This is a genomic window from Cereibacter changlensis JA139, from assembly GCF_003034985.1.
Lineage (GTDB): Bacteria > Pseudomonadota > Alphaproteobacteria > Rhodobacterales > Rhodobacteraceae > Cereibacter > Cereibacter changlensis.
Genome location: NZ_PZKG01000006.1, coordinates 60,184 through 71,754, shown reverse-complemented (window position 1 = coordinate 71,754; position 11,571 = coordinate 60,184). Strand labels below are relative to the sequence as shown.

The following is an 11,571-nucleotide window of genomic DNA, read 5'->3' as shown; positions in this document are numbered from 1 at the left end:
TGAGGGCGGTCCGCGAGCAGGCGCGCTGTGGGAGTGTGACCGACTCCCGTTTTTGGTTCGGAGCCTCTCTGGAGCAGGAACATAGGCGGCGCGGCCCGGTTGTGAGCTGACCCTGCCAGCGGAGGACATATGGCTTGGAATCGCCTTCTTTGGCGCACACCGGTGCTCGTCAACGTGCCGAACACTTCCGAACCTGAGCCGATCCTCACGGTCGATCAGGCTATCGAGTTCCTTCTCAAGAGATGGCCCGGCCGCAAGACCAACGCGGTCTGGCAAGCCGTTAACGCCTGCTCCGGATGCATCCACGGTCAGATCGGGCCGACGATGGCAAGAGAGGCGTTCATTGCGGCTGTCAATGATGCCGGGATCCGCGTGGAGGCGTGAACCGATCTTCTGCGTGGATGTTGAACTCGACTGAAGGCGGCAGAATGGACGACGGGCGAGAGAAATGAATATGTCTGGCGATCATCCCCCATATCATCACTTGCTTCGAGGAACCGATGACTTCACTTTCAAAAGGACCGGCGCCGCAGCGCCGAAATCGCGCGGTCCTTCGCTTTCAGACCAAGCCTACGACACTCCACGTCAAGGTGGAGGTGACATCTTCTGGACTAATAGCGATAGGTGTCCTGGTCTCGGCCATTCTTCTGTCCGTTGTCCCGATCGTCCGCGCGTCGGGAAATGCCGCGCGGGATCATCGGTAGGCATGTTCGCGCGGCCGGACGTTCGGCGCGTCGGTGAACCTCGGCCAAAATGCAACTGCGGGAGCGGCTCGTCTCAAGGGAGATCCCGATGGCAGCAACGACAGCACATGCCGATCTGACGACGCTACTGGCGAGGTGTTGCGGCACGCTGCCGACCCTGCCGATTACTTTGAAATCTTCAGCCGCGTCCCTGAGCATGTCTTTCAGCTCGCCGATGTCATCATCGACCAAGGCCGTGATGGTCTCGTCGGGGCCGGCATGGACGGGAACCGACCCATAGATCAAGGTTGTCGTCGTTGCAGACGATGGCCTCGAGAAGTTCGGGATCGTCACCCAGCATCCTGGCGACATAGTCGACAGAGCAGACATGGGTGACGGCTGCCATCAGGCCGCCTCCGCCTGAGGATGCTGAAGGCGGCACCCTCGACCACGCGAGCCTCTTCCGCGCAGCAACCTCTCCCACCTCAGTAAACGACTAGCCCCGGAAAGGCTGCGAGGAGCACCAGCAGCAGCAGCATAATCGCGACGAAGGGCAGCGCCCCGGCGAAGATCGCCTCCAGCGGCACCCGCCGGTCCGCTAGGGCGGCGTGGACGGTGAAGATCGCGATGCCAAAGGGCGGCGTCAGCAGCCCCACCTCCACCGCGATCACCGTGAGGATGCCGAAGTGGATCAGATCGAAGCCGAGCGCCAGCGCGATCGGGGCGGAGATCGGCACGAAGATCAGCAGGATCGAACTGCTGTCGAGGATCATGCCCATCAGCAGTACGAGGGCAATGTGCAGGATGAGAAAGCCCACCGGCCCCAGCCCGATCTCGCGCACGAAATCGCTGATCGCCGCCGGAACCCCCGCCACCGCCAGCATCTGGCCATAGAAATTCGCCGCCACCAGCAGGATCAGGATACCTACCGACACGGAGCCCGTGTCCTTCATCACCTGCCAGAGCTTCCGGCCGGTCAGGCTGCGGCGCAGCAGCGCCACGATCAGCGCCGCGAAGGCGCCGACTCCGCCCGCTTCGGTGGGGGTGAAGAAGCCGCTGTAGAGCCCGCCGATCACCAGCACCACCAGAAGCAGGATCGGCAGGCTCTTGCTCAGCAGCTGCCTGCTGGTCAGCCGCGGCAGCTCGGCCATGCTGAGGCGCTTCTCGCGCAGCCGCTCGGCGTCGAAGACCATGTCGGGCCTGAAGCGCGCAGCCAGCATGATCATCACAACGAAGCCTCCGGCGAGAAGCACCCCCGGCACCAGCCCGGCGACGAACATCTTGCCGATCGAGACCTCGGCGAGCACTCCGTAGATGATCAGCAGAAGGCTCGGCGGGATCAGCATGCCGAGGATCGAGCTGCCGGCTACCACGCCGGTTGCAAAGGAAGCGCGGTAGCCGTGATGGGTCATTTCGGGCACGGCGACCTTGGTGAAGACCGCGGCCGAGGCTATGGATACGCCGGTGACTGCGGCGAAGACGGTGTTCGCCGCCACCGTAGCGATCCCCAACCCGCCCAGGACACGGCGCAGGAGTGCGTCGGCCACCTCGAACGTGTCCTTGCCGACATTGGAGACGCTGACCAACTGGCCCATCAGCACGAAGAGCGGGATGGTGGCGAAGAGATAGTTTGCCACGCCGTTGTAGGTGGCGATCGACATCAGCTTCATCGCCAGCGTGAAGTTGTCGCGCAGTAGCCAGACGCCAAGGAAGGCGACCGAAATCAGCGCGATGGCGATGCGCATGCCCAGAAGAATCAGGACGAGGAGCAGCCCGACCAGCAGGCCGCCAAGAGTGATGCTGCTCATCTCAGATCTCCAGCGGGGCCGCGGTCTGCGCGACGGGCATCAACTGTGCGATGGCGAGGGCGAGCGCCGTGGCGAACCCGCTGACCACGATGATCAGGCGGAACGGAAAGACCGGCAGCGTCCAGACCCCCTGTACGCCGAAGAACTCGCGGGTCCGCCAGGCCTCGGCGGTGTCGGGCCAGGCCGATACGGCGATCAGCACGAAGATGGCGACCCCGGCGAGGCAGAACAGCCACTCCAACAGGCGGATGACGCCCGGAGCGACACGGTTCAGCCGCGAGACGAGAAAATCCGCCCGCACCATGTTGCCGCGCAGCGCCGCCGCCGGAAGCATGAGGAAGACGATGGCCACCACCGACCGCGAGGCGATCTCGGCCACTCCGGTCACCGGCATTTGCAGCAGGTTGCGCCCGGCGACGTCGGCCATGATCATCAGCATAAGCCCGAAGATCCAGACGGTGCCCGCAGCGCCCATGATGTCGAGCACCGCCTGAAGGCCCCGCCGGAACGGCGGAACCTTTCCGGGCCCTTCGGGTGCGTGGGAGGGAGTGGCCATGATTGCCCCTTCTCAGGCTCAGAGACCGGAAGTCCAGTCGCGCGCGGGCGTCAGCCCCCGGGCGGCCAACGCGTCGAAATAGGCGTGCAGCACCTTCAGCCCCGGCTCGCCATTGGCCTCGACCCAAGGTTGCACGATACTGGGCAGCGTGGCCGCCCATTCGGTCCGCGCCGCCGCGTCGAAATCGACCGTCTGCAGACCGGCCGCCTGCATCTCGGTCAGCGCGGCGTTGCTGCGCTCGGTGACATAGGCGCCATGCGCCGAGGAAGTATGCTTGCCTGCCGTCACAATGGCCTCGGCCACCTCGGGCGGCAGGCGCGCCATGAAGTCGAGGTTCGCTGCGATCCCGCCGAAATACATCGCGCCGAAGCCGACCCGTGCGAGATGCGGGGCCACCTCGTAGACTCGGGTGGGCTGGATGCCCGACGCGAAGGACAGCGTGCCCTCAGACACACCAGTCTGGATATCGGTGTAATAGGTGGTCAAGGCGCCGTCGACCGGCGTCGCGCCGGTGCCCGCCAGCCAGTTGGCCGAGCTTCCCGGTGCAGAAAGCCGCCGGTTGGCCACATCGGCGACCGAGGTGATCGGGAAGTTGGCGTAGATGCCGTAGCTGTCGGTTATCAGCGAGGACAGGTGCTGCATGTTCTGCGCCGTCCAGCTGTCCTTCAGTTCCGGCAGGGTCTCGGTCAGACCATCGAAGATATCGATGACCGCCATGTGGTCGTCATTGGCGAAGGGTGTGTAATAGGTGATGTTCTGCAGGGGCATCGCCGACCCCTCCCACAGCGTGCCCACCATGCCGATGTCGACGATCCCGTCACGCACTGCGGTCCGCGTGTCGGTGAACTTGTAGAGCGTGCCGCCGTAGTTCTCGTGCCAGCGCACCGAATAGGCGCCCTTCTCGGCCAGAAGCCGATCCACCTCGGGCTGCAGCGCCGCCTGCATGGCATGGGCCCAGATGTTGGTGGTCGGATGGCTGGAGCCGATCTGGATGTCGATCACCTCGGTTGCGCCAACGCGGCGGCCAAGGAACGGCAGGGCAAGCGCGCTGCCGGATGCGGTCAGGAACGTCCGTCTGGTGGTCTTGATCATGGCTTCCTCCCTGGAATTGCCACGGCTGCCGGGTCCTCCGCCCGTCAGCCGCCGTCGTCATTCGGTGTTTTCGTCCACGCCGTTCAACGCGGCGCTGAAACTGGTGAAGAATTCCTGCGCCAGTTTGTTGGCGCTGGACTGGATCAGCCTGCTGCCGAGCGAGGCGAGCTTGCCCCCCAGCGCCGCATCGGCCACATAGGTCAGCCGCGTGCCGCCCTCCTGCGCCACGAGCTCCACGCGGGCCGAGCCCTTGGCGAAGCCCGCGATCCCGCCCGAGCCCTTACCCGACAGGAGGCACGAGTGCGGCGGCGTCATCTCCGACAGCTCCACATCGCCCTTGAAGCGCGCGGAGACCGGGCCGATCTTCAGCTTCACCGTCGCGGCGAAGGCGCTCTCGCCGGTCTTTTCCAGCTGCTCGCAACCCGGGATGGCGGCTTTCAACACCTCGGGCTCGAACAGGGCGGCCCAGACCACCTCCGGCGGCTGGCTCAAGTCATGGGTTCCGTTCAGTTCCACGGCGGTCTCTCCTCATCCCTGACCGACGCAGAGCGCGGCGAGGATGCGTGCGGGGGTCATCGGGGTTTGCATCAGCCTCGCGCCGAAGGGCGAGAGGGCGTCATTCACGGCGTTCATCACGGCGGCTCCGGCGGCGGCGGTCCCCGCCTCGCCCACACCCTTGGCGCCGAGGATCGTGTCTTCGGTCGGGGTCTCGACATGGCCGATGATGATGTCGGGCATCTCGCAGGCCATCGGCACCAGATAGTCGGCGAGCGAACCGTTCTGCAGCTGGCCGTTCTCGTCGTAGAGACATTCCTCGAACAGAGCGGGGCCGAGCCCCTGCACCACGCCGCCGCGGATCTGCTCGTCGACCAGCAGCGGGTTGATGATCCGGCCGCAATCCTCGACGACCCAGTGCTTCAGCAGGCGCACCATCCCGGTCTCGACGTCAACCTCGACCAGTGCGGCCTGCACCCCGTTGGTGAAACCGAACGGGTAGCCGGTGGGCGCGAAATGCTGCGCCACGCTCAACGAGTTGTCAGTGCCCGCGGGCAGCGTCTCGGGGCGGTAGGTGGCGATGCGCCCCACCTCGGCCAGCGTCAGACGCTCCACTCCGGTCGCCGCGTCGACCACGGCCCCGTCGCGCAGCGCCAGCGTGTCGGGATCGGCCTGCAGCACCGCCCCCGCGATCTCGGCGATGCGACGCGCAAGCTTGCGCCCGGCGCGCAGCGCGGTCTCGCCGCCGATCCCCGCCCCGCGGCAGGCCCAGGCGGCCCCGCCCGAGGGGGTCGTATCGGTATCACCCGTGGTGACCTTCACCTGATCCGGGTTCACGCCCAGCTGGTCCGCGACGATCTGCGCCATGATGGTCTCGGTGCCCTGCCCCTGCTCAGTGACCGAGATCGCGCAATGCACCTCGCCGCCGGGCGTCAGCCGCACCACCGCCCCGTCCTGCGCCGAGATCCGCGCGCCGCCGACGCCATAGAAGGCCGCGCCCGGATTGGTGATCTCGACGAAGGTAGCCAGCCCGATGCCGCGATGGATGCCCGCATTGCGCAGCTCCGCCTGGTCGCGCCGCAGCCCGTCATAGTCGATCATCTCGCGCAGCAGGCGCAGCGACTTTTCGTGCGAGAGTTTCTCGAACTGGTAACCGGTGGGCGAGGTGCAGGGGTAGGCGTCGTCGGGCACCACGTTGCGCGCCCTGATCTCCCACGGGTCGATGTTCAGCAGCGCCGCTGCCTGATCCACCAGAGCCTCGGTCACCTGACAGGCGATCGGATGGCCGACGGCGCGATATTGGCTTGCCTGCACCTTGTTCTGGAACAGCACCTTCAGCTCGCCCCGGTAGTCCGGCATACGGTAGGGGGCGCCCATCAGTCGGATCGACTGGTTGCCCTCCACCACCGAGGTGCGCGGATAGGCCGAGAAGGCGCCGATCGGGGTACGGTCCTCCACATCCATCGCGAGGATCGTGCCGTCTGCGTCCAGCGCCATGCGGGCGCGGACGTGATGCTCGCGGGCATGGATGTCGCTGACGAAGCTCTCCAGCCGATCGGCGACGAAGCGCACCGGGCGGTGCAGGATCAGCGTGGCGGCCACCGCCGCCATCTCCTCGTTGTAGAGATGCAGCTTCATGCCGAAGCTGCCGCCCACATCCGGCGCGATCACCCGCACCTTGTGGTCGGGCAGGCCGAACTGGCGGGCGTAGATATCCTGAAACTGGTAGGGCGTCTGCGTGCCGTGATGCACCGTCAGCTGCCCGCTCGACGGGGTGTAATCCGCCACCACCGCGCGCGGCTCCAGCGTCACCGGCGTGTGCCGGCCGAAGGCATAGTCGCCCTCGACCACATGCGCGGCGCGCGCAAAGGCCTGGGCCACGCCTTCGGTCTTCAGCTCGGTGCGGAAGCACAGGTTGCTCTCCAGCCCATCCGCCGCCAGCGGAGCGCCCGGCAGCAGCACCTCGTCTACGCCCGAGACCGGCTCCAGCTCGTCGAGGTCCAGCAGGATGCGCTCGCAGGCATCCTCCGCCTCGGCCCGGCTGCGCGCCACCACCATCGCCACCGGATGCCCGGCCCAGAGCACCTCGCGCTCGGCAAGGATGTTCTGCGGCACGCTGACCATGCCGGCGAAATGGCCCAGCCCGCTGGTCCAGCTCTTGCAGCGCGCATTCAGCTCTGCCGCGGTGAAGACGGCGACGACCCCGGGTGCCGTCCGCGCCTCCTCGACGTCGAGCGCGGTGATCAGGCCATGCGCCATCGGGCTGCGCAGGAAGGCCGCATGCAGCATGCGCGGCAGCTGCAGGTCGCTGACATAGGCGCCGCGCCCGGCCAGATGGCGCAGAGCGTTGTGGCGCAGATGCGGCTGGCCGATGTGGGCAGGACGGTCGCTCATGCCCCTGCCCCCTCAGCGCGGCGCTCGATGGTCACGGCGATGGCATCGACGATGGATTCATAGCCGGTGCAGCGGCAGAAGTTGCCCGAGAGCGCGGTGCGGATTTCGCCGCGATCCGGCGCGGGCGTGGTCTCGAGCAGGCTGTGCGCGGTGATCAGCATCCCGGGCGTGCAATAGCCGCACTGCAGCGCATTGCGCTCGTGGAAAGCCCTCTGCAGATCCGCCAAGGCGCCGCTTTCCGCCAATCCCTCGATGGTCTGCACCTCCGACCCCGCAGCCTGCACCGCCAGCACGAGACAGCCATGCACTGGCTTTCCGTCTAGCAAGACCAGACAGGCTCCGCAGACCCCCATCTCGCAGCCCAGATGCGTTCCAGTCAGCCGCAGCCGGTCGCGGAGAAAGTCGGCAAGACTGGTGCGCGGCTCGACATGCTCGGCCACGGACTGGCCATTGACGGTCAGGTGAAGCGGAAGCGTCATGCGGCAGTCTCCATGGCTGTCTGTCCGGCAAGGCGGTGCAGGATCCGGCCCAGCAGCACGCGGGCCAGATGCAGCCGCGTCGCCCCGGGCAGGGTCACATCGTCCGCCGGATCGAGGTCATTCCCCAGCACCGCCTGGGCCGCGTTGATCTCATCGGCCGCCAGCGGCCGGCCGCGCAGCGCCTCCTCGACGAGGGTGGCGCGCATCGGCGTGGGACCGACGGAGTGGAAGCAGATCCGCGCTTCGGTGGTCACACCCTCGGCCACGACCAGCCAGACGGCGGCGCCAACCATGGCAAAGTCGCCATGCCGCCGCGCCAGCTCGTCAAAGCCGCAGCGCAGGCTGGCGGGCGCGGGCGGGATCAGCACCGAGCGCAGGATCTCTCCCGGTTCCAGCGCCGTAGTGAAGAGATCGAGGAAGAAGTCCTCCACCCCGACCTGCCGCGCGCCCTCCGGTCCGACGATGTCGAACACGGCATCGAGACAGCGCACCACGGCGGGAAATTCCGAAGCCGGATCGGCCAGCACCAGATTGCCGCCGAAGGTCGCCCGGTTGCGGATCGCCGGGTGGGCGACATGGGCGGCGGCCTCGGAGAGAAGCGGCGCATGGGTGCGCACCAGCGGGTCTGAGAGAATCTGCGCATGGGTCGCCAGAGCACCGATCCGCAGCCCCTCCTCGGTCAGCGTAATCCCCATAAGCTCCGGCAGGCGCGAGATGTCGATCAGCAGCGAAGGGGCCTGCAGCCTGAGCGCCAGCGACGGCACGATGCTGTGCCCCCCGGCCAGCCAGAGCGCATCGCCCTCCGACCGGGCATACAGGTCCAGCGCCTGCGACACAGAGTCCGCAAGCTGATAATCGAAAGGTGGCGGCTTCATCTCTTCCCCGTCCTCCGGTCAGCACGGGCTCCTCAACCCAACTTCTGACCACTTGGTTACAAATGGCAGGAGCGGCGATTCCGCGCAAGATATAAATGACCACTTGGTCACATCTTGTCTGGCGGCTATTCTCTCGTCGATTTTGAGGAGTGATCCGATGGACGATCAGGTGTCGGCGCCGGCTCCCCGCCGCAAGAACATGCGATGGGAAGATCGCGAGAAGCAGATCCTCGAGGCGGCGGTGCGTTTCTTCGCGGAGAACGGCTTCGAGGGCCAGACCCGTGAACTGGCCAAGCGGCTGGGGGTGTCTCATGCGGTGATCTACCGGCATTTCGACAGCAAGGAGGCGCTGATCGAGCGGGTCTACCAGCACGTCTACACCAGCCGCTGGCGCAGCGAGTGGGAGGCGCTGATCCTTGACCGCTCACTGCCGCTGGAGGAGAGGCTGATCCGCTTCTACCGGGACTACGTCGACTGCGTCTTCGAATATGAATGGGTGCGGATCTTCATTTCCTCCGGCCTGAAATCCTACAGCCTGCCGCAACGCTACCTCGACATCATCCTGAGCCGCATCATCCGGCCAGCGGTGAGGGAACTGCGTCACGACCTCGACCTGCCCGAGCGCGAGCCGACCGAAGCTGAAGAAGAGCTGTTCTGGGGTCTGCACGGCGGGGTGTTCTACATGGCAATCCGCAAGTTCATCTACGCCACCGAGGTGCCGGACCCGGTGGAGGGCGCCGTGACGCGGACAGTGCGCGCCTTCATGGGGGGCATCCCGTCTCTACTGAGGGCTGACGACCAAGCCGAGGCGACCCCGCTTTTTTAGCGGCCCCGCCAGTTCGGAGAGCCTGCACTTGGGAAAGCTGCCGACGAATGGCCATTCAGCCGCCCGACCAGATCAAGGCTAGGTCATGTTGACGAATGGCGGAGCCAGAGCCTGATGCAGGCGATGTCTATGAAGCCGAGGAAACTGTCTGCGGTTTTGTCGTAACGGGTTGCCAGGCGACGGCTGTTCTTCAACTTGTTGAAGCAGCGCTCGACCATGTTGCGCAGCGTATAGATCGTCATGTCGACCGCCTTGCGCACCTTGCGGTTCTTTCGCATGGGGATCATGGGCAGCGCGTTGCGGCGCTCGATGTCTTCCCGAACTTTATCAGAGTCATAGCCCCTGTCAGCGACCAGAACGGCGGGCTGTGGCAGGTTGTCTGCCATCACCAGATCATATCCGGTGTAGTCGGAATCCTGCCCCGGCGTGATCTCCCTTGCAGCAAAGATGGCCCGCACCGTCTGGGCGCTTCTGCGCCACGGCGGGACCTACGCCCCGGCGCCGTCGGCCGCAGGATGAGGAACACGCACCCGACCGGACCGCGGCCGGGCGCGACAAGCTGCGAGTGGTGAGAGGAAGATGGCCTGACAGTCGAACGGCGTGCCGAAGACCTCCGGCGAAAAATGGCCCAGCGAGGCCGGCCCCTTTATGAGGATCGGGACGTGCGGATCTCCATCTTGGCAGCGGCTGCCGCGCCGACATGCCGGATACGTTTGTGCAGACTGTTTGATCCCACGGTTTGATGGTGAGATCCTTTCGAAGGAATGGAAGGAAGCACTATGGGACAAGTTCGTCACGGGAGCGCCACGACCACGCACGCCGTCAGAGCTGCAATACAGCGATCGCAAGCTTCGCTCGCGCAGCTGAGCCGGGAGCTGGGCAGTGAGGAGGGTCAGTAAACGATCCAGTGGATCGTTTACCCGACGAACCCCAAGACGGTGGCGAAGTGGCGCAAGCGGGCGACAGTCGAAGACATGAAGACCGGGCCGTCGGAACCGCGGTCCACCGTCCTGACCGAGGCCGAAGAGGCGGCGGTCGTAGCGTTCCGGCGCCATACGCTGCTTCCGCTCGATGATTGCCTCTATGCCCTGCAGCCGTCGATCCCGCACCTGACCCGTTCGGCGCTGCACCGCTGTCTTCAGCGCCATGGCATCTCGCGGCTGCCGGATGTCGAGGGTGAAAAGCCCCAGCGGCAGAAGTTCAAGCGCTACCCCATCGGGTTCCTTCACGTCGATATCGCCGAGGTGCAGACTGCCGAGGGCAAACTCTTTCTCTTTGTCGGAATCGACCGGACATCCAAGTTCGCCGTCACTCAACTCGTTGCCAAAGCTGACAGAAAGACGGCCTGGGAGTTCCTCGAGCACTTGCTCGAAGCCGTGCCCTATCAGATCCACACCATTCTCACGGATAACGGCATTCAGTTCGCAGAGCAGCCCCGGAACCGGAACACCATCTACTCCCGGCCCATGCGCTTCGACATGATCTGCGAAGCGAACGGCATCAAGCACAGACTGACCAAACCCAACCACCCGTGGACCAACGGCCAGGTCGAGCGGATGAACCGAACGATCAAGGACGCGACCGTCAAGCGCTTCCATTACGAGAACCACGACCAGCTGCGAACACACCTCGCCGACTTCCTGGCAGCCTACAACTTCGCCCGCCGGCTGAAGACACTCGGCGGCCTCACGCCCTACGAGTACATCTGCAAAATCTGGACATCAGACCCGGATCGATTCATCCTTGATCCGATCCACCAGATGCCGGGACTGAACACCTAGCATAGCGCGAGCTTCGAACTCCATCGGGCTGATGTAGCCTAATTTCGAATGCCGCCTGCGCGGGTTGTAGAAGCGCTCGATGTAATCGAAGACGTCGGCACGCGCTTCGTTGCGGGTCCGGTAGACTTTGCGGGCCGTCCGTTCTGTCTTCAGCGTTGAGAAGAAGCTCTCCATTGCGGAATTATCCCAGACGTTACCCGCACGGCTCATCGAGCAGGTGATCCCATTGTCGGCCAGAAGCCGCTGGAACTGCTCGCTTGTGTATTGGGCGACCCCTGATCGGAATGATGGAGAAGCGCGTCGGCCTTTCCACGTCGCCAGACCGCCATCATCAGCGCATCCATGACCAGTGACGCATCCCGGTCGGCCTTCATGGACCAGCCATCCGCGCGCCGAGAAAACAGGTCCAGCATGACAGCGACATAAAGCCAGCCCTCACCGGTCCAGATGGAGGTGAAATCGGCCAGCCACTTCTGGTTTGGCCGACATCCTGCTGGACGAGCCGCCGAACACCTCGACAGCCGCCACGCCGTCGGCATGATGACCTTGATCGGCAGGGCCGCGCGCGAGCTCAGCAGAACC

At 65.2% G+C, this 11,571-nt stretch carries 10 protein-coding genes and 3 pseudogenes; 3 read left to right on the top strand and 10 right to left on the bottom strand.

Features of this window, described 5'->3' with window-relative positions; all coding sequences use genetic code 11:
• Positions 1 to 129 precede the first annotated feature (129 nt).
• Positions 130 to 384 (top strand): DUF982 domain-containing protein, encoded by a 255-nt coding sequence (locus C5F48_RS02640; RefSeq protein ID WP_107662352.1) that lies wholly within the window; start codon positions 130 to 132, stop codon positions 382 to 384.
• Positions 385 to 611: 227 nt separating this feature from the next.
• Here C5F48_RS02640 and C5F48_RS25955 read toward each other — a convergent pair whose 3' ends face one another.
• From C5F48_RS25955 to C5F48_RS02605, 8 genes are all read right to left on the bottom strand, one after another.
• Positions 612 to 1,037 carry a hypothetical protein gene (locus C5F48_RS25955; RefSeq protein WP_245941517.1) on the bottom strand — a complete coding sequence of 142 codons (426 nt, stop codon included), beginning with the start codon at positions 1,035 to 1,037 and terminating at the stop codon, positions 612 to 614.
• 131 nt (positions 1,038 to 1,168) lie between these two features.
• Positions 1,169 to 2,491, bottom strand: coding sequence for a TRAP transporter large permease (locus C5F48_RS02635; protein ID WP_107662351.1), 1,323 nt, complete (start codon positions 2,489 to 2,491; stop codon positions 1,169 to 1,171).
• Between the two features lies 1 nt (position 2,492).
• Positions 2,493 to 3,047 (bottom strand): TRAP transporter small permease subunit, encoded by a 555-nt coding sequence (locus C5F48_RS02630; RefSeq protein WP_107662350.1) that lies wholly within the window; start codon positions 3,045 to 3,047, stop codon positions 2,493 to 2,495.
• A gap of 18 nt (positions 3,048 to 3,065) precedes the next feature.
• Positions 3,066 to 4,139, bottom strand: coding sequence for a C4-dicarboxylate TRAP transporter substrate-binding protein (locus C5F48_RS02625; RefSeq protein WP_107662349.1), 1,074 nt, complete (start codon positions 4,137 to 4,139; stop codon positions 3,066 to 3,068).
• 57 nt (positions 4,140 to 4,196) lie between these two features.
• Positions 4,197 to 4,655: an SRPBCC family protein gene (locus C5F48_RS02620; protein ID WP_107662348.1), complete on the bottom strand. Its 459-nt coding sequence runs from the start codon at positions 4,653 to 4,655 to the stop codon at positions 4,197 to 4,199.
• A gap of 12 nt (positions 4,656 to 4,667) precedes the next feature.
• Positions 4,668 to 7,028, bottom strand: a complete 2,361-nt coding sequence (locus C5F48_RS02615; protein ID WP_107662347.1) for a xanthine dehydrogenase family protein molybdopterin-binding subunit — start codon at positions 7,026 to 7,028, stop codon at positions 4,668 to 4,670.
• Complete coding sequence (locus C5F48_RS02610; protein ID WP_107662346.1) at positions 7,025 to 7,507, bottom strand: (2Fe-2S)-binding protein; 483 nt, start codon at positions 7,505 to 7,507, stop codon at positions 7,025 to 7,027. Before C5F48_RS02610 ends, C5F48_RS02615 begins: the two co-directional genes overlap by 4 nt.
• Positions 7,504 to 8,382: an FAD binding domain-containing protein gene (locus tag C5F48_RS02605; protein ID WP_107662345.1), complete on the bottom strand. Its 879-nt coding sequence runs from the start codon at positions 8,380 to 8,382 to the stop codon at positions 7,504 to 7,506. The genes C5F48_RS02610 and C5F48_RS02605 overlap by 4 nt, the downstream gene beginning before the upstream one ends.
• 157 nt (positions 8,383 to 8,539) lie before the next feature.
• On the opposite strand from C5F48_RS02605, the gene C5F48_RS02600 reads away from it, so the two are divergent.
• Entirely contained in the window at positions 8,540 to 9,208 is a 669-nt protein-coding gene (locus C5F48_RS02600; RefSeq protein ID WP_211314684.1) for a TetR/AcrR family transcriptional regulator, read from the top strand.
• A gap of 83 nt (positions 9,209 to 9,291) precedes the next feature.
• On the opposite strand, the pseudogene C5F48_RS02595 reads toward C5F48_RS02600, so the two are convergent.
• Positions 9,292 to 9,645, bottom strand: a pseudogene (locus tag C5F48_RS02595) (IS5 family transposase); the annotation flags it as partial.
• A gap of 342 nt (positions 9,646 to 9,987) precedes the next feature.
• Between C5F48_RS02595 and C5F48_RS02585 the strand changes: the two are divergent.
• A pseudogene (locus C5F48_RS02585) lies at positions 9,988 to 10,989 on the top strand (IS481 family transposase).
• Here the strand turns inward: C5F48_RS02585 and C5F48_RS02580 are convergent.
• Positions 10,930 to 11,471: pseudogene (locus C5F48_RS02580) on the bottom strand (IS3 family transposase); the annotation flags it as partial. The pseudogenes C5F48_RS02585 and C5F48_RS02580 overlap by 60 nt on opposite strands.
• Between the last annotated feature and the right edge of the window lie 100 nt (positions 11,472 to 11,571).